Origin of the sequence: Sphingopyxis jiangsuensis (assembly GCF_016734905.1) — a bacterium.
Taxonomy (GTDB): Bacteria; Pseudomonadota; Alphaproteobacteria; order Sphingomonadales; family Sphingomonadaceae; genus Sphingopyxis; species Sphingopyxis jiangsuensis.
In genome coordinates this window covers 124,841-143,585 of sequence record NZ_JAERPO010000001.1, presented here as the reverse complement: position 1 = coordinate 143,585, position 18,745 = coordinate 124,841, and the positions used below count along the sequence as shown (strand labels likewise).

The window sequence follows — 18,745 nt, the reverse complement described above, 5'->3', positions numbered from 1 at the left end:
AATTAAGCCGCCGTCATCCCGGCGGAGGCCGGGATCCCACCGGTGTGCCGACGTCATGGATCCCGGATCAAGTCCGGGATGACGAAGGTCTGGTAACGACCAATGTCGGTCAAAGATTGACTAGCCAGCGCTACCCGAAAGCTGACGAAGCCGAAGATTGCCCGCGTCAAAGGACAATCAGTTCTTCTCGGCGCTGGCGAGCTATCCAGTCGCGCGCTTGATCAAGAAAAGTCGAAACTGATCCATCGCGATTGTGCGTGGTGAAGCCCCCGTTATCTGCCATCAATGGGTGGGTATCGGGATTGTCCAACCCACAAAGTTCGAAAGCGCGATCCATGTCCTTTGCCAAGATGAGGAGGCAGATTGCCAACGCGCGGTAAGCACGGACTTCATGACTCCCCGGCAGGGCGGCCAGCATCGACTCAATGGAGATGCTCGGGAGTATCTGACCCATCTGCCTATGGCCCCAGTCAAAAACGTCTTTGGCAAGCAGTTCGACGTCAATCGTATCCAGCCCGATATAACTCTCAGTCAAAGGGGGTCTCAAAACCCATGCCCCAGTTGCCCGAAAGGAAAGGGGCATAGTGCGGTTTTCACTTAACCCAACAATGTCCCAGAAAAGCGGGTCGACCGCCATTGGTTTGACCATCATACGGACGACAGCGCCGCGCTCCCAGAGCAACGATGGCAGGATGCTGATGAACCAATCGCCGGACTGACGGAAGATTGTGCCCCGAGCATAGCGCCAACCTGCTGCACGAGCATCGCGTTTCAGTGCAGCGTCGAAATCGCTGCTGCGGTTCTTTGATGCTCTTTGCTGTTCCCGCGTCATTTTCGCAGGCCATACAGGAATATTGGTCATATCGCCGGTTTGACACAGTGAATGGCGGCTTTCCACATTTACCGCACCGGAAGCTGTCTGTCGCTTTCCCACCCCAAAGCCGCCAAACTATCCCGCCGGCAACCGCAGCCGGACGAGCAATCCGCCCAGATCCTCGCTTTCCTCGAGCACGATCGTCCCGCCGTAGATTTCCGCCACGTCGCGCACGATCGCAAGACCCAGACCGGTGCCCGGCTTGCCGCTGTCGAGGCGGACGCCGCGGTCGAAGATGCGCGAGCGGTCGGCGGGCGAGATACCGGGGCCGTCGTCCTCGACGAGCATTTCGGCGGAGGAACCGTCGCGCTGAATCGTGACGAAGACGCTGCCGCCGCCATATTTTGCGGCATTTTCGAGGAGGTTTCCGACCAGTTCGTCAAGGTCCTGCCGCTCGACGCGCGCGACCAGCTCCTTGTCGCCCGCCAGATCGAGCCGCGCGTCGGGATAGAGGAGCGCAACGGCGCGCGACACGCTCTCGACGCTGTCATGGACGTTGGCCCGCGCCTGCGTGGCGCCGCGGCGGCCGACGGCGCGCGCGCGGGCAAGGTGATGTTCGACCTGCCGCTGCATCGTCGCCGCCTCGCGCCGGATCGTGTGGGCGAGCGGCGTCGTGTCGCCCGCGGCGGTGTTGAGCAGGACCGTCAGCGGCGTCTTCAGCGCGTGCGCGAGGTTGCCCGCGTGCAACCGCGCCTCCTCTGCCTGCTTTTCGTTATGCGCGAGCAGCGCATTGAGCTCTTCGACCATCGGCTGGACTTCGAGCGGCAGCGGCGCATCGACCCGCCGGTTCTCGCCGCCGCGCATCGCCGCGATCGCGCGGCGAATATGGCGTAGCGGCCAGAGACCGTAGAATGTCTGGAGCGCGGCCAATATGATGAGGCCGACGCCGAGCAGGACAAGGCTGGGGATCAACGTCTGCCGCACCGCGCGGATCTGGGTATCGAGCGTCTCGCGCGACTGGGCGATCTGGAAACGCCAGCGCGTGTCGCTGCCCGGCAGCAATATGTCGCGTTCGAGCACGCGCAGTTCCTCTTCGGGAAACTGCTGACTGTCATAGGTGTGCAGCGCCTCGTCGTCGTGCGCCTGCGACGTCACAAGGCGGCGTTCCCACAGCGACCGCGACGAATAGGGCTCCTGCCGTCCGCCGCTGATCTGCCAGTAGAGCCCGCTATAGGGCTCGAGGAAGCGCGGATCGCCCAGCGGCTCGATCATCCGCACCTCGCCATCGGGGCCGATTTCCGACGAGCGGATCATCGACATCAGCACAAATTCGAGGTTCGAATCGAAATTGCGGGTGATTGCACTCGTGAGCACGCGGTCGAGCGCAAAGCCGCCACCGAACAGCAGCAGCGTGATCCACAGCGCGGCTATCGCAATCATGCGCCGCGCGAGCGAACCCGTGATGCGGCTGGTCAGCGCCGCCGGCCGGTCCGCCGCGTCGGGGTCTGGCGCGACCGTCGGGGCGGCTTCGGCGTCGGCCATCGCCACGCCCAGCCTAGGCTTGCGGGTCGTCGAGCTGGTAGCCGAGTCCGCGGATCGTCGTGATGATATCGGCGCCGAGCTTCTTGCGGATGCGCGTCACGAAAACCTCGATCGTGTTCGAATCGCGGTCGAAATCCTGATCATAAATGTGCTCGATCAGCTCGGTGCGCGACACGACCTTGCCCTTGTGGTGGAGCAGGTAGGACAAAAGCTTATATTCCTGCGCGGTCAGCTTCACCGGCTCGCCCGAGAGCGTTACGCGGCCCGAGCGCGTGTCGAGGCGTACGGGGCCAGCGGTCAGTTCGCTCGACGCATTGCCCGAGGCACGGCGGATCAGTGCGCGCAGGCGTGCGATCAGTTCTTCGGTCTGGAACGGCTTGGCCAGATAATCGTCGGCGCCCGCATCGAGCCCCGCCACCTTGTCCGACCAGCTGTCGCGCGCAGTGAGCACGAGCACCGGAAAATTGCGCTTTTCGCGCCGCCAGCGGTCGAGCACGGTCAGCCCGTCAATCTCGGGCAGGCCAAGGTCGAGGATCGCCGCATCATAGCTTTCGGTCGAGCCGAGGAAATGGCCATCCTCGCCGTCGGTGGCGAGATCGACGGCATAGCCCGCCCCTTCGAGCGTCGCCTTGAGCTGCGGGCCCAGCGTGGGTTCGTCCTCGACAATCAAAATCCGCATTCAGGCGCCTTTCCTTTGCGTACCGGCATACGCCGGTCGCACGTTGCCGACTGTTTATCAACTCCCGGCGATCATCGCAAAATGTCGTTTGGGGAAGCCGTCGAATTTCCGGGGGCTCAGGGCTTGCGGCCGACGATCCGGCCGGTGCGGGCATCGACATAGACGATCACGACCTGCGACCCGTCCATGAATTTGAGCGCATAGATCATCCGCCCCGCATCGAACTGCGGCCCGCCCAGATAGGTCATGTCGCTATATGGCGCGCGCGACTGCACTTCGGCGACGAGCCGGTTGAGCGGGATCACCTGCCCCTGCGCGGCCGCTTCGCGCAGATTATTCTGGTCGCGGTCGCCGCGCGCGAGCGCGGGCGTTCCTGCGGCAGCGAGCAGCGCAATAGTCAGGGCAAGGGTCAAAGTTCGGATCATGGAGCCTTCCTAGTGCGCCCGCTTTGAATAGCCGATGAATGGCGCAGTCAAGAAGGATTAGGATTCGCCGCGCTTCTATTGTGAGCGTGACCGCATTGCCCGGAGGCAATGGTGGGCGCGACAGGGATTGAACCTGTGACCCCACCCGTGTGAAGGGTGTGCTCTACCGCTGAGCTACGCGCCCGTTCCGGTGCCTGCCGCTGATCGCGGCGTCCGAAAGCCGGACGTCCATAGCCGCTCGTACCGGGATTGCAACGGCGATTTGAACCGCCGGGGCCTTCGATACAATTCGGGCCGCAGCTTGCGCTACGGCCCGACTGTCATTCGTCAAATAAGACTGCCGATCAGTTGACGGCGTCCTTCAGGGCCTTGCCGGCCTTGAACTTCGGCTGGTTCGATGCCGCGATGGTCATCGTTTCGCCGGTGCGCGGGTTGCGACCCGTCGAAGCCTTGCGCTTGCTGACAGCGAAGGTACCGAAGCCGACGAGGCGGACTTCGCCGCCCTTCTTCAGCGTGCCGGTGATCGCGTCAAACACGCCTTCGACGGCCTTGCTGGCATCGCCCTTGGTGAGGCCGCTCGAATCTGCGACGGCGGCGATCAGGTCTTGTTTGTTCATGCCTAAGGAACCCCTGCAATATGGTTGGATAACTGATTCATGGCCCGAAGCCATGGCGCGCCACTAACGCTGTTTCGCCCCGCCTTGTCAAAGCAAAAAATGGCTAAAAACGCGCCTAAATGACGTTTATGCGACGAAAAGACGGCTCGACAAGCGCAGATTTACGTCAGGTCAGTGACGAATCGGGTTCTCGGGGTCCGCGCCCGGCGCAATCGGCGGCGAGGCGGCGAGTTCGTCCGCTTCGGTCCATTCGATCGGCTCGACGGGGCCTGCCAGCGCCTCGGCCAGAACCTGGTCGACGTGGCTCACCGGGACGATCTTCAGCTTGTCGGTGATGTTTGCCGGAATCTCGACCAGATCCTTTTCATTTTCCTCGGGAATCAGGACCGTCGTGATCCCGCCGCGGAGCGCCGCGAGCAGCTTTTCCTTGAGGCCGCCGATCGCAAGCACGCGTCCGCGCAGCGTCACCTCGCCGGTCATGGCAACGTCCCTGCGCACCGCGATTCCCGTAAGCGTCGAGATCATTGCGGTTACCATCCCGACACCGGCAGACGGCCCGTCCTTGGGAACGGCGCCTTCGGGCAAGTGGATATGAATGTCCTTGCGCGCGAACAGGCTGGGACGGATGCCATAGGCCGGCGCGCGCGCCTTCACGAACGACAGCGCGGCCTGTACCGACTCGGTCATAACCTCGCCGAGCTTGCCCGTCGTCCGGACTTGTCCCTTGCCCGACGCCGTGACGGCCTCGATCGTCAACAATTCGCCGCCGACCTCGGTCCAGGCGAGCCCCGTGACCGCGCCGACCTGGTCCTCTTGGTCGCCGACACCGTGGCGGAATTTTCGCACGCCAGAAAATTCGGACAGGTTGTCGGGGGTGATGGTGACGCTCTCGGCCTTGCCCTCGAGGATCTTGCGCAGCGCCTTGCGCGCGAGCCGCGCAATCTCGCGCTCGAGCGTGCGGACGCCCGCCTCGCGGGTGTAATAGCGGATGAGGTCGCGGAGGCCCTCTTCGGTCAGCTCGAACTCGCCGTCCTTCAGGCCATGCGCCTCAACCTGTTTCGCGATCAGGTGGCGCTTCGCGATCTCGACCTTCTCGTCCTCGGTATAGCCTTCGAGCCGGATGATCTCCATGCGGTCGAGCAGCGGCTGCGGCAGGTTGAGCGAATTCGCCGTCGTCACGAACATGATGTCGCTAAGGTCGACGTCGATTTCCAGATAATGATCCTGGAACTTCGCATTCTGTTCGGGGTCGAGCACCTCGAGCAGCGCCGACGCCGGATCGCCGCGGAAATCCTGGCCCAGCTTGTCGATTTCGTCGAGCAGGAACAGCGGGTTCATCGCCCCCGCCTTTTTCAGGTTGGTGACGATCTTGCCCGGCAGTGAGCCGATATAGGTACGCCGATGGCCGCGGATCTCGGCCTCGTCGCGCACGCCGCCGAGCGACTGGCGCACGAACTCGCGCCCCGTCGCCTTGGCGATGCTGCGCCCGAGCGAGGTCTTGCCCACGCCCGGCGGGCCGACGAGGCACAGGATCGGCCCCTTCAGCTTGTTGGTACGCGCCTGCACCGCCAGATATTCGACGATCCGGTCCTTGACCTTTTCGAGCGCATAATGATCGTCGTCGAGGACGGCCTGCGCCTTGGCGATATCCTTTTTCAGCTTTGACTTCTTGCCCCACGGCAGGCCGATCAGCGTGTCGAGATAATTGCGGACAACGGTCGCCTCAGCGGACATCGGCGCCATTGCACGCAGCTTCTTGAGCTCCGCCTGCGCTTTCGCCTTGGCTTCCTTTGACATTTTCAGGCTGTCGATCTTGAGCTGGAGTTCGGCGAGGTCGTCGCCTCCTTCGCCATTATCGTTGCCGAGCTCGCGCTGGATCGCCTTCAGCTGCTCGTTCAGATAATATTCGCGCTGGCTCTTCTCCATCTGGCGCTTCACGCGGCCGCGGATCTTCTTTTCGACCTGCAGCACGCCAAGTTCGCCCTCCATGAAGGCAAAGACCATTTCGAGCCGCTTCGCGGGCGCATCCTCGACGAGCAATGCCTGCTTGTCGGACACCTTGATGTTGAGATTGCCCGCAACCGAGTCGGCAAGCCGCGAGGCGTCGTCGATCTGCGACAGCTGCACCGCGGTTTCGGCCGGCATCTTCTTGTTGAGCTTCGCATAGTTTTCGAACTGGTCGACCACCGAGCGCATCAGCGCGGCGGTATCGACGCTCTCGTCGACGGCGTCGGCGATCGGCTTGACCGTCGCCATCACCGCCTGCCCCTCGGTTTCGAGCGCCGCGAGCTTCGCGCGCTGCTTGCCCTCGACGAGCACGCGGACCGTGCCGTCGGGAAGTTTGAGCAATTGCAAGACGGTGGCGACGACACCGACGTCATACAGGTCGTCGCGCTGCGGATCGTCCTCGCCGGGATCGAGCTGCGCGACGAGGAAGATTTCCTTGTCGCTTTCCATCGCGGCTTCGAGCGCGGCGACCGAGCGGTCGCGGCCGACGAACAGCGGAACGATCATATGGGGAAAAACAACAATGTCGCGCAGCGGCAACAGGGGAAAAGATTGCGTCATCGGGACTCCTGGGCGACCGTCCAATATGGACGCTCCGCCCTTCTTATAGGCTGTTGATCGCTAATATGGCGTAACTTCGCACGCATTCAATGTCGGAGTGCTGAACGGACGGACGTGGAACCCCTTGCCGTTCGTCCCGAGGAGCCATTGAGCTTGTCGAAATGGCGTCTCGAAGGACGCGGGACAGGGCACTCGGCCCTTCGAGACGGGGCTTCGACAGGCTCAGCCCCTCCTCGGAGCGAACGGAGCATGGAAACGCCCGGTCAGAACGGCAGCTTGAAACCCGGTGGAAGCGGCAGGCCGCTTGTCATCTTGCCCATTTCTTCCTGGCTTGCGTGATCGGCTTTCTCACGCGCATCGTTGAACGCTGCGGCTAGCAGATCTTCGAGCATCTGCTTTTCGCCGGGAACGATCAGGCTGTCGTCGATGTCGATCGCCTTGATCCGCCCCTTGGCGCTCGCGCGAATCTTGACGAGGCCGCCGCCTGAAACGCCTTCGACCTCGACAGCATCGAGTTTCGCCTGCGCTTCCTGCATCTGCGCCTGCACGGTCGCCGCGGCTTCCTGCGCCGCCTTCATCATTTCTTCGATCGATTTCATGATCCCGTCCTATGCCGATTGTCGGGCGAGGCTTCAAGTTTTGCGTCTGGAAAAGCCGCCAGAGCGGCCTTTACGACCGGCAACTCGCGAATCCGCGCCTCGTTGTCCGCCAGCTTGGCCGCCCGCATCTGGCCGAGACTGGGGCGCCCCTCGCCCTCGTCGGTCCGCACCTGCCAGCGGCTGCCGGTAGCGGCGAACAAGGCTTCGGAGATGTCGCGTGCAAAGCCGTCGCCCAGCGCCGGGGCGGGCGCATAGGCCAGCACCCCGGGATCGAGCGCGATAATGTTGAGGTGATCGTAAACAAGGCCCGCAAGCCTGTGATGTCCCGCCGTTTCGAGAAGGTGGTGAAGCTGTGCGGCGGTCAGCGAAGGCGGTTCGCAAGCGGAGCCTTCCGGTGCACCAGAGGTCGCGTCGACCGCCGCTTGGTCCGGTGCCGTTGACGCCGCCGGCGCGCCGGGCGCCGCTGTGCGGACACCGCCCGATTCGAGCAGCTTTGCCAGTTCGCCCGGATCGGGCATCGACGCGGCATAGATGACGCGCAGCAAGAGCATTTCGAGATGTTCGAGCGGATTGTTCGCGCGCAGCACCTCGTCATGCCCTTTGAGGAGCAGCTGCCAAAGGCGGTTGAGCGGCGCGAAACCCATTTTTTGCGCCCATTCGGCGATACGCTCGCGATCCGCCGCGGCGAGCGCCGGGTCGTCATGGCGCGACACTTTCGCAAGCGTCACCGCATGCGTCAGCTCCATCAGCCCGCGCACCATCGCAATCGGCTCGATCCCCAGCGCATATTGCGCGCGCGCCAAATCGATCGCGCCGCCTGCCTCGCCTTCGAGGATCGTCGTCATCAACTGCGCGATCGCCGACCGGTCCGAAAGCCCCAGCATCGCGCGGACCTGCTCGGCGCTGATCTTGCCGCCGCCATCGAGGTCCGCGTGGGCAATCGCCTGGTCGAGGATCGACAGCCCGTCGCGCACCGATCCTTCGGCAGCACTGGCAATCAACCAGATTGCCGGCGCTTCCGCCTCGACGCCTTCCTTTTGCAGGATGGAGCTGAAATGCGCGAACAGCATGTCGGGGGTAATGCGGCGCAGGTCGAAACGCTGGCACCGCGACAGCACCGTAACCGGGACCTTGTTGACCTCGGTCGTCGCGAAGAGGAATTTGACGTGCGCGGGCGGCTCTTCGAGCGTTTTGAGCAGCGCATTGAAGGCGTTACGCGACAACATGTGGACTTCGTCGATGATATAGATTTTGTAGCGCGCCGACACGGCGGCATAGCGAACGGCCTCGATAATCTCGCGCACATCGTCGACGCCGGTGTTCGATGCGGCGTCCATCTCGATGACGTCGATATGGCGGCCTTCGGTGATCGCGCGGCACGGTTCGCACACGCCGCACGGATCGATCGTCGGTCCGCCCTGCCCGTCGGGGCCGACGCAGTTCAGCGCCTTGGCGATCAGGCGCGCAGTCGAGGTTTTGCCGACACCGCGCACCCCGGTCATCAGGAAGGCATGGGCCAGCCGATCGCGCGCGATCGCATTGCCCAGCGTCTTGACCATCGCATCCTGCCCGATCAGCTCGGCAAAGGTCTGCGGGCGGTATTTGCGCGCGAGAACGCGGTACGGGCCCGACGACGCCTGCGGCGCAGTCTCGGGCAGGTCCATGCCCAGCATCGGGGGTTCGTCGTCGGCGGAATCGCTCATGGCCCCGTCTTAGGGGCGCGCCGCGGTCTTGTCGAAGGGGGAAATGGGTGGGAGCCGGAACGACCCGCAGCGAATTCGTTGCGGCTGCTTCCTTCCGGACCTGACCGGGTTGGCGAAGACTGCGTCCGCCCGACTCCCGCGGCGCATATGGCGGGGGATGAAGGGAAATGCAAGGTCGGCCATTAAGTCGGCTTTGGGGTGGGGAGTGGACGTTGGGATAGTATCATGCCCTCCCCTTCAGGGGAGGGCAGCGAAACTTGGCAGCTTGCTGCCTAGTTGCAGCGGGTGGGGTCCATCGCCCTTGCGCAAGGCCGATGGACCCCACCCCAACCCCTCCCCTGAAGGGGAGGGGCTTTATGCCCGCAATCGATCGCTTACAGACCTTCGTCATCCCGGACTTGATCCGGGATCCATTCGCCCAGCGTCGGAAGAATAGATCCCGGATCAAGTCCGGGATGACGATGAATGAGGGGCTGCTTTCGCCCGCTACCGCTCAACCGGCGCCCTGCATATTCCGGCTTTCATCCGGAATATGCACCGTCAGCCCGTCCATTTCCTCGGTGAGCACGATCTGGCACGACAGGCGGCTCGTGCGCCGCACCCCGGCGGCGAGGTCGAGCATATCCTCTTCCTCCTCGCTCGCGGGCGGGAGGCGGTCGAAATCCTCTTTCGCGACGATGACGTGGCAGGTCGAGCAGGCCATCTGCCCCTCGCACGTCCCTTCGAGCGGCATCAGATGCGCCTGCGCGACGTCGAGCAGCACGTCGCCGGGCGCCGCCTCGGCCTCGGTGCGGCCCTTGCCGTCGGCGTGGATGAAGGTGACGCGCATCAATTCACTCCCTGCAGCCGCGCGGCCGTCTTGATCGCTTCCAGCCCTTCGCGCAATTCGGCCTCGCTGGTATAGCGTCCCCAGCCGAGGCGGATCGAGGCGCGTGCATCGCCCTCGCTCACGCCCATCGCGCGCAGCACATGGCTGACCTTGCCCGACCCGCTGCCGCAGGCGCTGCCGAGCGAAAAGGCGACTTCGCGCGCGTCGGACATCAGGCGCAGGCCGTTCACGCCCTCGCGCCGCACGTTGAGATTGCCGTGATAGCGCCGCGACGCATCGCCGTTGAGCGACCATTCAGGAAGCATGTCCATCGCGAGCGACCAGAGCCGTTCGACATGCGCGACGTCGCTATCCATGCGCTCGGCCGCGAGCGCCGCTGCCGCGCCGAACCCCGCACAAAGCGCGGGCGACACGGTGCCCGAGCGCATCCCCTGTTCCTGCGCGCCGCCGACCATCAGCGGTTCCAGGTCGACGCCGTCGCGCACCCATAATGCGCCGATTCCTTTTGGGCCGTGGATCTTGTGCGCCGACACGGCGATCAAATCGGGGCCGTCGGGGATCGCGATGCGCCCAAAGCCCTGCACCGCGTCGCAGAGCAAAAGACTGTTCTTCGCATGGGCAGCGGCGACGAAATCGGCGACCGGCTGGATCGTCCCGACCTCGTTGTTCACGAGCATCGCCGCGACGATGCCGCCCTCTGGAATCAGTGCCTCGTCGGGCGGCAGGGCGAGACCTTCGCCATCGACCGGAAGGATCGTCGCGTTCAACCGCTCCAGGCATTGCAACGATGCCGCATGTTCGATGCTGAGCCCCGCAATCCCGCCCGGCTTCGCATCAGCCCCGCGAAACAGCGCCCAGTTGAGCGCCTCGGTCGCGCCCGAAGTGAAATAGACGCGCCCGCCCCTGGGCAGCAGCGCCGCGACCTGGTCGCGCGCCACCTCGACCGCCGCCGCGGCGGCACGCCCCGCCTTGTGCGTGCTCGACGGATTGGCAAAGCCGTCGCCTTCGCCCGGCCCATCGAGCCAGCGCAGCATCGCTTCGCGCGCCTCGGGGGCGAGCGGCGTAGTGGCTTGATAGTCGAGGTAGATCATAGGGCGCATCTGCCTGCTAATCCCGCCAGTGTCGAGCCGCTTCCCCTCCCCGTCACCGCGGACTCGATCCGGGGTCCATTCACGCAGCGCTGGAAGAATGGACCCCGGATCGAGTCCGGGGTGACGAAAGAGTCAAACGGCTCTCCCGGCCCCTTTTTGCGAACGATTCGCAAAAGTTGCATGTTGAGACCTATTTTCTATATAGGCGCCATCTTCGCTCCGCCACCCCGCCGCCTCGGCGAATCGGTGACAAGCCTCAGATCATGAAGGTGCCCCAATGCCCGACGTCATTTTTCCCGGCCCCGAGGGCCGCATCGAAGGCCGTTTCTCTCCGCCGCCGCGTCCGCGCGCACCTGTCGCCCTGATCCTGCATCCGCACCCGCAGGGCGGCGGCACGATGAACGACCGTATCACGCAGGCGATGTACAAGAGCTTTGTCGCGCGCGGCTTTGCCGTGCTGCGCTTCAATTTTCGCGGAGTCGGACGCAGCCAGGGCACCTTCGACAATGGCATCGGCGAACTGTCCGACGCCGCCTCGGCGCTCGACTGGGTGCAGTCGATCCATCCCGAGGCGCAGACGACGTGGGTCGCGGGCTTCAGCTTCGGCGCGTGGATCGGGATGCAGCTGCTGATGCGCCGCCCCGAAATTCGCGGCTTCCTGTCGGTCGCGCCGCCGGCGAACATGTATGATTTCAGCTTCCTCGCCCCCTGCCCCTCGTCGGGCATCATCGTCGCGGGCGGGCAGGACGAGATCGTGCCGCCGGCCGCTGTGCAAAAGCTGGTCGACAAGCTGCGCACGCAAAAGGGCATCACGATCCACCACGACGAAATCCCGCGCGCGAACCATTTCTTCGAACATGAGCTCGAGCAGTTGATGAAGTCGCTCGACAATTATCTGGATATGCGGCTCGCGCCCGATTCGCCGATCCGCTAAACCCGTCATCGCGAGGAGCGAAGCGACGAAGCGATCTCCAGCATGCGGCAGTTCACGCCGATGGCTGGAGATTGCTTCGCTGCGCTCGCAATGACGAAGTGCTATTTCACCGGCACCAGCCAGATCGCGACGTTGGCGAACATCACCAGCGCGGCAACCAGCATCAGCAGCGCGCGGCGCCGGTCGCCCGACCGGAATACGAACACCGCCCCGCCGAGCAATGCGATTCCGCCGAGCATCACGATCGAGAGCAAAAGGTCACCCATATCGCGCGCTCTAGGGCGCGCACCTGTGGCGGTCAAATCGGCTTTGTGACATAATCGCGTCGAAAAGCGCGCGCGGCTTATGGCCAATTCGCGGCGCTTCGCCTAAAGGGCCGACATCGATTCCTTGACGAACAGCGGGAGCCGCGCCGATGCGCATCGCCATTGCCTCTGACCACGCCGCATGGGAGCTGAAAGCCGCCCTTGCCGACTGGCTGCGCGGCGAGGGGCACGAGGTCGCCGACCTCGGCACCGATGGCCCCGACAGCGTCGACTATCCCGATTATGGCTATCGCCTTGCCGAAGCCGTCGCCGACGGCAGCGCCGAGCGCGGCGTTGCGCTGTGCGGTTCGGGCATCGGCATCTCGATCTCGGTCAATCGCAACCCCGCGTGCCGCTGCGCGCTCGTCGGCGAACCGCTGTCGGCCAAGCTCGCGCGCGAGCATAATGATGCGAACGTCATCGCGATGGGCGCGCGGCTGACCGGCATCGACATGGCGAAGGCTTGTCTGACGGCTTTTCTGACCACCGAATTCGCGGGCGACCGCCACGCGCGCCGCGTCGATAAATTGTCCAATCCCTCCTTCAATCCTCCCCATCTGGAGACCAGCCGATGACCACAGAAACACTCGACAAGCCCATCAAATCGGCCGGTTATTTCACCGACGGCGTCGGCACGACCGACCCCGCGGTTGCGGCGGCGATGAAGCATGAGCTGGAGCGCGAGCAATATCAGATCGAGCTGATCGCTTCGGAAAACATAGTGTCGAAGGCGGTGCTCGAAGCGCAGGGCAGCGTCTTCACCAACAAATATGCCGAAGGCTATCCGGGGCGCCGGTACTATCAGGGCTGCGCGCCGTCGGACGAGGTCGAACGGCTCGCGATCGACCGCGCGAAGCAGCTTTTCGATTGCGGCTATGCCAATGTCCAGCCGCACTCTGGCGCGCAGGCGAACGGCGCGGTGATGCTCGCGCTGTCCAAGCCGGGCGCGACGATTCTCGGCATGAGCCTCGACGCGGGCGGACACCTGACGCACGGCGCGCCGCCGGCGATGTCGGGCAAATGGTTCAACGCCGTTCAATATGGCGTGCGCGCCGACGACCATCTCGTCGATTTCGACCAGGTCGAGGCGCTGGCCAAGGAACATCGCCCCTCGCTGATCATCGCGGGCGGCTCGGCCTATCCGCGCACGCTCGATTTCGCGCGCTTCCGCGCGATTGCCGACGATGTCGGCGCGCTGCTGATGGTCGACATGGCGCATTTCGCGGGGCTCGTCGCGGGCGGGGCGCACCCGTCGCCGCTGCCGCACGCGCATGTCGTGACCACGACGACGCACAAGACGCTGCGCGGTCCGCGCGGCGGCATGATCCTGACCAATGACGAAGCGATCGCCAAGCGCATCAATTCGGCGGTCTTCCCCGGCCTGCAGGGCGGCCCGCTGATGCACGTCATCGCGGCGAAGGCGATCGCCTTTGGCGAGGCGCTGCGCCCCGAGTTCAAGGATTATGCGAAGGCAACGATCGCCAATGCGCAGGCGCTCGCGAACCGGCTCAAGGCACGCGGCGCCGATGTCGTCGCGGGCGGCACCGACACGCACCTCGCGCTGATCGACCTGCGCCCGCTCGGCGTGACCGGGCGCGACGCCGACGAGGCGCTCGAACGCAGCGCGATCACGTGCAACAAGAATGGCGTCCCCTTCGATCCGCTGCCGCCGGTCAAGACCAGCGGCATCCGCGTCGGATCGCCTGCGGGCACGACGCGCGGCTTCGGCATCGCCGAGTTCGAAGCGATCGGCGATATGGTCGCCGACGTGCTGGAGGCGCTGCGCGACAAGGGCGAGCATGGCGACGCCGATGTCGAGGCCGACGTCCGCGGCCGCGTGCGCGCGCTCTGCGAACGCTTCCCCATCTATCAGGGATAGGATCATGGCGCGGCAAAGCCCCGAGGAACCGACGCTCGTCGAACTGACGATCGAAGAGGTCAAGGCCATGGGCAAGCAGGGGATGAAACACCCCTCGACCCCCACGGTACTGACCGGCGGCGTCATCGGGGCTGCTGCGGGACTCGTCCTCCCCGTCATTTCGTGGCCCGTCGGATTGCTCGCCGGAGCCGCGGTTGCGCTTTACACGCGGGTGAAGCGCTAAACGATGCGCTGTCCCTATTGCGGTCATGAAGACAGCCAGGTGAAGGACAGCCGTCCCACCGAGGACGGCGCTGCGATCCGCCGCCGCCGCCAGTGCGAGGACTGCGGCGCGCGCTTCACCACCTTCGAGCGCATCCAGCTGCGCGAAGTCGGCGTGCTCAAGGCCGACGGGCGGCGCGAACCCTTCGACCGCGAAAAGCTGATGCGCAGCGTCCAGATCGCATGCCGCAAGCGCCCGATCGACGGCGCGCGGATCGAGCGGCTGGTGTCGGGCATCCAGCGCCAGCTCGAAACCTCGGGCGAGAATGAGGTAAGGGCCGCACAGATCGGGGCGATGGTGATGGAGGCGCTGAAAGGTTTCGACAGCGTCGCCTATATCCGCTTCGCCAGCGTCTATCGCGAATTCACCGAGGCCAAGGATTTCGAGGAATTTGCATCGAGCGTAACCGAAGCGGCGCACAAGAATTGACCGCTCCCGAAACCCCTCCCCCCGTCATCGTCCTCGTCCGTCCGCAACTCGGTGAGAATATCGGCAAGGCGGCGCGCGCGATGCTCAACTTCGGGCTTACCGAAATGCGCCTCGTTGCGCCGCGCGACGGCTGGCCGAATCCCGACGCGGGACCGGCGGCGTCGGGTGCCGACATCGTCCTCGCGGGCGCGCAGCTGTTCGACAGCCTCGCCGAAGCGGTCGCCGACTGCACCCACATCTATGCCACGACAGTGCGCAAGCGCGGCGTGAGCAAGCCCGTATTGACGCCCGAGGCCGCCGCGCAGCAGGTGCGCGGCACCGCAGGACGCTCGGCCTATATCTTCGGGCCCGAACGCTCTGGGCTCGAAACCGACGACGTCGCGCTCGCGCACAGCATCGTCACCGTGCCGATCAACCCCGAATTCGGCTCGCTCAACCTTGCGCAGGCGGTGATCCTGCTCGCCTATGAATGGTCAAAGGGCGCCGCGCTGTCGCAGCCGCCGGCGGTCGACCTCGACCCGCCCGCGCCGCATGGCGAGATGGAAGAGCTGGTCCAGCATTTCGTGCGCGACCTCGACGCCGCGGGCTATTTCTTCCCGCCCGAACGGACCGACGCGACGCTGCGAACCTTGCGTACCGCGCTCACCAAGACCGGCTGGTCCCACAACGACATCCGGATGATGCACGGCATCGTCACGACTTTGGCCCGGGCACGCAAATCGGCCGAACGTTCGGCGAGCGAGTAACGGTCCGGACTAGGCGCGCTCGCGGTCCCAGCGTTCGAATTCATGGGCGATCGACTGTTCGACCAACTCGTTCCACACCGCGCGCAGCCGGTCGGGGTCGAGCCCCGCAGCCGCGGCTTCGCGCGCGACGTTGGCCAGCACCTCGGCCTTGCGCGCTTCGTCGCGAACGGCAACGCGGTCGGCCTTGATGCGCGCGGCGGCATCCATATAGCCGAAGCGGCGGACGAGAATCGCGACCAGTTCGCGGTCGACGGCATCGACGCCCGCGCGCACGTCGGTCATGGTTTCGCAGGCTTCGGGGGGTTTGACGCTCATGCGCGCTGCCTTTAGCGGCTTTTTCGCGGCTGTCGAGCGTGCGGCGCCCTACTTGACTTTGGCTCCGCCGCCGTCTAACCGCGCGCCTTCGCAAATTGACCCCGCACCCCGGTGAAGCGGTGGTCGCGCAGGACCCGGCTCCTGCGGTGCGACCCGGGAACCGCCGAAATCCTTCGGCACATAGCAAATTGGAGACGATTATGTCGAAGCGCCAGAGCGCCAAGTATAAACTCGACCGCCGGATGGGCGAAAACATCTGGGGTCGCCCGAAGAGTCCGGTCAACCGCCGCGAATATGGCCCCGGCCAGCACGGCCAGCGCCGCAAGGGCAAGATGTCGGACTTCGGCATCCAGCTGCGCGCAAAGCAGAAGCTGAAGGGCTATTACGGCGACATCACCGAAAAGCAGTTCAAGAAGAATTATTTCGAAGCATCGCGGATGAAGGGCGACACCGGCCAGAATCTGATCGGTCTGCTCGAACGCCGCCTCGACGCGGTTGTCTATCGTTCAAAGTTCGCCCCGACGATCTTCTCGGCGCGCCAGCTCGTCAGCCACGGCCACGTCTATGTCAACGGCGTGAAGTGCAACATCGCGAGCCGACTCGTGAAGCCGGGCGACGAAGTCACCCTCGGCAAGAAGGCGCAGGAAATGGCGCTCGTCGCCGAAGCGCAGAGCCTTCCCGAGCGCGACCTTCCCGAATATGTCGCGGTCGACGGCACCAAGGCGACCTTCGTGCGCGTTCCCTCGCTCGATGAAGTTCCCTATCCGGTGAAGATGGAACCGAACCTGGTCGTCGAATTCTATTCGCGCTGATCGGTTCGATCGCGAAGAGACAAGAGGGCGGTCCGGCGACGGGCCGCCCTTTTCGTTTCGTGCATCGTATCAAAGGCCGAGAGCGGCGCGCAGAAGCTTGTCCGAGTCGGCCAACATTCGCGTACGCGCGACATCGTCGTCGAGCTGGTGATCGAGACCCTTGAACTCCAGATACTCGACCTTCTTCCCAGCTCCGCGCAGACGGCCTTCCATACGCCGCGACTGTTCGACGCTGACATTCTGGTCATAGTCGCCGTGAACGAGCATGACGGGTACCGAAATCTTTTCGACATTGCGCGCGGGCGAACCCGACACGACATGATCACCGCGGCCAATGAAAGCGTCGGTCAGCCGGAAGTTGGAAAAGTTACGCGATTCTTCGCGTAGCAACTCCAAGTCGGTGACCGGGGCGATGGCCACGATGGCCTTGAAAAGGCCCGGCTCGGTCACGCCTGATTGCAGCACGGCATAGCCTCCATAGGACCAACCGACGCCGGCGACTTTGCCCGGCGCCGCGATACCGCTCGACACCAGCCATTTGGCACCATCGTTGACGTCGCCGATGGCGACGGGCCACGACTGAAAGCCGTTTTTTTGGAACCATTGCGAACCATAGCCGGTCGAGCCACGGAAATTGGGCTGCAGGACGGCATAGCCCCGCATCGCATAATATTGCGGAAGCCAGTCGAAACCCCATTCGTCGCGCGAACCCGGGCCGCCGTGCGGCATGACGATGGCGGGTAGATCTTTTCCATCCGATCCTGCGGGAAGGGTCAGATAAGCCGGGATGTCGACGCCGTCGCGCGACTTGTAGCTTACGGCCTTGACCCGCGCGAGTTGACCCGGATCGAGCTGCGGGCGTTTTTTCAGGATTTCGGCGAGCTGTTTCGTCTTCTTGTCATACAGATAATAACCGCCGGGATCGACGTCGCTGCCTACCCACATGACGATCTTGCTTTCGTCAGCGCTCGTATCGACAAAGCTGACCGACGGATTCCCGGGCAGCGCTTTGCCCAATGCGGTGCGTAGCGCGCCGAGTTCGGGATCGAAAAATTCGCTATAGCGCTTGTCGGTCGCGTAGCTCGTCCCGATGACCCGGTTGTCGCGCCCGATCCGCATCAGGCCGTCGACGTCAACCTGATCATGCGCGGCGATCAATTTGCGTGTCATGTTCCCGTCGAGCGAAACCGAGAAAAGCGCCTGGCGGCCGTTGTGATCGTCAAAGCCATAGGCGACGTTCAGATTGGGATCGACCGCCACCGGGTAAAAGCCGCGCCCACGCCCCGCCTCGTTGACATAGGTGCCGAACCTGTCCCAGCTGCGGCTCCCCGGCTTGCGATAAAGGATGTCGAGCGTGTCGGCGGCGTAGCCATCCTTGGTTTCGCGCTGGGTGACCATCATGCGGACCGTGCCGCGCCCATCGGAAATATAGTCGACGACACCATCCCGCGGCGGCTCGACAAGTTTACGTTTGAGCGTACGCGTGTCGACCGCATCGACGCCAAGTCCCGATTCCGACCGGGAGAGGATCGACCCCGCCTGATATTCGCCCGTCGCGACGCGCGTCATCAGCACGCGGTCGCCGCCTTCGCCATCATTCCAGTCGACAATTTCGCCGCCATACTGGCTCTGCCCGAAAGCACGCGAGCGCATCTGGCTGGTCAGCATCTGCATGTTCTGGCCGTCGGCGTCGAGCGCCAACATGCGCGAAAAGCCGTGCAGGTCGGTCGTCCCGCGGTTGATGACCGACACGGTACAAACAAGACGGTCGTTGAGCGCCCATTCGCAGTAGCGCAACTGCTCGTCGCCACCCTTTGATACCAGTACCGGCTTTGTGTCGCCCGTCGATATGGTGATGACGCTCGCCACCGTACCCGATCCCTTTATGGCCTGCACCGCCAGCAGCCGCTCGCCGTCGGGTGAAATTGCCACTTGGCGCACTTGTTCGCGCGCGCCGAACAGCGCCGCGACCTGATCGTCGGCCCGCGCAGGCACTGCCGCCAATAGAACTGCCGACGCCAGCAACATGCGTTTTGAAATCTGCATCACTACCCCCCCGAAAGGCGCCGCTCAAAACGTGCCTAACTTCATGAAAAAAGGCCGTCGTCGCGTTGACGCGCGCCCATGCGCTGCACCATAATCGCGTCAATCGCACACGCAATATGCAAAGCTGCCACGCTGGATGCGACCCTTGCC

Annotated in this window: 20 protein-coding genes, 1 tRNA gene and 1 other RNA gene; 7 read left to right on the top strand and 15 right to left on the bottom strand. The window is 64.2% G+C overall.

Annotated elements, in window-relative coordinates; genetic code table 11:
* Nucleotides 1-166: 166 nt before the first annotated feature.
* The 12 genes from JI743_RS00665 to JI743_RS00610 form a co-directional block, all read right to left on the bottom strand.
* The gene (locus JI743_RS00665) at nucleotides 167-862 is read right to left on the bottom strand and encodes a hypothetical protein (protein WP_201924950.1); all 696 of its coding nucleotides are present in this window, start codon (nucleotides 860-862) and stop codon (nucleotides 167-169) included.
* A gap of 87 nt (nucleotides 863-949) precedes the next feature.
* Nucleotides 950-2,356 carry a sensor histidine kinase gene (locus JI743_RS00660; RefSeq protein ID WP_201924948.1) on the bottom strand — a complete coding sequence of 469 codons (1,407 nt, stop codon included), beginning with the start codon at nucleotides 2,354-2,356 and terminating at the stop codon, nucleotides 950-952.
* 13 nt (nucleotides 2,357-2,369) lie between these two features.
* Nucleotides 2,370-3,035, bottom strand: a complete 666-nt coding sequence (locus tag JI743_RS00655; RefSeq protein ID WP_201924946.1) for a response regulator transcription factor — start codon at nucleotides 3,033-3,035, stop codon at nucleotides 2,370-2,372.
* Nucleotides 3,036-3,151: 116 nt separating this feature from the next.
* Nucleotides 3,152-3,460, bottom strand: coding sequence for a hypothetical protein (locus JI743_RS00650; RefSeq protein WP_201924944.1), 309 nt, complete (start codon nucleotides 3,458-3,460; stop codon nucleotides 3,152-3,154).
* A gap of 109 nt (nucleotides 3,461-3,569) precedes the next feature.
* Nucleotides 3,570-3,644 (bottom strand) — tRNA-Val (locus JI743_RS00645).
* 160 nt (nucleotides 3,645-3,804) lie between these two features.
* Nucleotides 3,805-4,077, bottom strand: a complete 273-nt coding sequence (locus JI743_RS00640; RefSeq protein ID WP_201924942.1) for an HU family DNA-binding protein — start codon at nucleotides 4,075-4,077, stop codon at nucleotides 3,805-3,807.
* Between the two features lie 171 nt (nucleotides 4,078-4,248).
* Complete coding sequence (gene lon, locus JI743_RS00635; RefSeq protein WP_201924940.1) at nucleotides 4,249-6,645, bottom strand: endopeptidase La; 2,397 nt, start codon at nucleotides 6,643-6,645, stop codon at nucleotides 4,249-4,251.
* 263 nt (nucleotides 6,646-6,908) lie between these two features.
* Nucleotides 6,909-7,244, bottom strand: coding sequence for a YbaB/EbfC family nucleoid-associated protein (locus JI743_RS00630; RefSeq protein WP_201924938.1), 336 nt, complete (start codon nucleotides 7,242-7,244; stop codon nucleotides 6,909-6,911).
* Nucleotides 7,241-8,947 carry a DNA polymerase III subunit gamma/tau gene (locus JI743_RS00625; RefSeq protein ID WP_201924936.1) on the bottom strand — a complete coding sequence of 569 codons (1,707 nt, stop codon included), beginning with the start codon at nucleotides 8,945-8,947 and terminating at the stop codon, nucleotides 7,241-7,243. The genes JI743_RS00630 and JI743_RS00625 overlap by 4 nt, the downstream gene beginning before the upstream one ends.
* Before the next feature lie 43 nt (nucleotides 8,948-8,990).
* Nucleotides 8,991-9,088, bottom strand: an RNA gene (gene ffs, locus JI743_RS00620) — signal recognition particle sRNA small type.
* 352 nt (nucleotides 9,089-9,440) lie between these two features.
* On the bottom strand, nucleotides 9,441-9,779 hold the full coding sequence (locus JI743_RS00615; RefSeq protein WP_201924934.1) for a 2Fe-2S iron-sulfur cluster-binding protein: 339 nt from the start codon (nucleotides 9,777-9,779) through the stop codon (nucleotides 9,441-9,443).
* Nucleotides 9,776-10,867, bottom strand: coding sequence for a cysteine desulfurase family protein (locus JI743_RS00610; protein ID WP_201924932.1), 1,092 nt, complete (start codon nucleotides 10,865-10,867; stop codon nucleotides 9,776-9,778). The genes JI743_RS00615 and JI743_RS00610 overlap by 4 nt, the downstream gene beginning before the upstream one ends.
* 277 nt (nucleotides 10,868-11,144) lie before the next feature.
* On the opposite strand from JI743_RS00610, the gene JI743_RS00605 reads away from it, so the two are divergent.
* Nucleotides 11,145-11,801: an alpha/beta hydrolase gene (locus JI743_RS00605; RefSeq protein WP_201924930.1), complete on the top strand. Its 657-nt coding sequence runs from the start codon at nucleotides 11,145-11,147 to the stop codon at nucleotides 11,799-11,801.
* Nucleotides 11,802-11,902: 101 nt separating this feature from the next.
* Here the strand turns inward: JI743_RS00605 and JI743_RS00600 are convergent, their stop codons facing one another.
* Nucleotides 11,903-12,067: a hypothetical protein gene (locus JI743_RS00600; RefSeq protein ID WP_201924928.1), complete on the bottom strand. Its 165-nt coding sequence runs from the start codon at nucleotides 12,065-12,067 to the stop codon at nucleotides 11,903-11,905.
* 149 nt (nucleotides 12,068-12,216) lie between these two features.
* Here JI743_RS00600 and rpiB point away from each other — a divergent pair, with 149 nt between their 5' ends.
* Genes rpiB through JI743_RS00575 form a run of 5 tightly spaced genes read left to right on the top strand, consistent with a single transcriptional unit; the run spans nucleotide 12,217 to nucleotide 15,422 of the window.
* Nucleotides 12,217-12,681 carry a ribose 5-phosphate isomerase B gene (rpiB, locus tag JI743_RS00595; protein ID WP_201924926.1) on the top strand — a complete coding sequence of 155 codons (465 nt, stop codon included), beginning with the start codon at nucleotides 12,217-12,219 and terminating at the stop codon, nucleotides 12,679-12,681.
* Nucleotides 12,678-13,985: a serine hydroxymethyltransferase gene (glyA, locus tag JI743_RS00590; RefSeq protein ID WP_201924924.1), complete on the top strand. Its 1,308-nt coding sequence runs from the start codon at nucleotides 12,678-12,680 to the stop codon at nucleotides 13,983-13,985. Before rpiB ends, glyA begins: the two co-directional genes overlap by 4 nt.
* Before the next feature lie 4 nt (nucleotides 13,986-13,989).
* Nucleotides 13,990-14,208, top strand: coding sequence for a hypothetical protein (locus JI743_RS00585; RefSeq protein ID WP_201924922.1), 219 nt, complete (start codon nucleotides 13,990-13,992; stop codon nucleotides 14,206-14,208).
* Between the two features lie 3 nt (nucleotides 14,209-14,211).
* Complete coding sequence (gene nrdR, locus JI743_RS00580) at nucleotides 14,212-14,676, top strand: transcriptional regulator NrdR (protein ID WP_201924920.1); 465 nt, start codon at nucleotides 14,212-14,214, stop codon at nucleotides 14,674-14,676.
* Nucleotides 14,673-15,422 (top strand): RNA methyltransferase, encoded by a 750-nt coding sequence (locus tag JI743_RS00575; protein WP_201924918.1) that lies wholly within the window; start codon nucleotides 14,673-14,675, stop codon nucleotides 15,420-15,422. Before nrdR ends, JI743_RS00575 begins: the two co-directional genes overlap by 4 nt.
* Nucleotides 15,423-15,431: 9 nt before the next feature.
* Here the strand turns inward: JI743_RS00575 and JI743_RS00570 are convergent, their stop codons facing one another.
* Nucleotides 15,432-15,737 carry a chorismate mutase gene (locus JI743_RS00570; RefSeq protein WP_201924915.1) on the bottom strand — a complete coding sequence of 102 codons (306 nt, stop codon included), beginning with the start codon at nucleotides 15,735-15,737 and terminating at the stop codon, nucleotides 15,432-15,434.
* A gap of 200 nt (nucleotides 15,738-15,937) precedes the next feature.
* Between JI743_RS00570 and rpsD the strand changes: the two genes are divergently transcribed.
* Complete coding sequence (gene rpsD, locus JI743_RS00565) at nucleotides 15,938-16,549, top strand: 30S ribosomal protein S4 (RefSeq protein WP_201924912.1); 612 nt, start codon at nucleotides 15,938-15,940, stop codon at nucleotides 16,547-16,549.
* A gap of 69 nt (nucleotides 16,550-16,618) precedes the next feature.
* Here the strand turns inward: rpsD and JI743_RS00560 are convergent, their stop codons facing one another.
* Entirely contained in the window at nucleotides 16,619-18,595 is a 1,977-nt protein-coding gene (locus JI743_RS00560; protein WP_201924910.1) for an alpha/beta hydrolase family protein, read from the bottom strand.
* Between the last annotated feature and the right edge of the window lie 150 nt (nucleotides 18,596-18,745).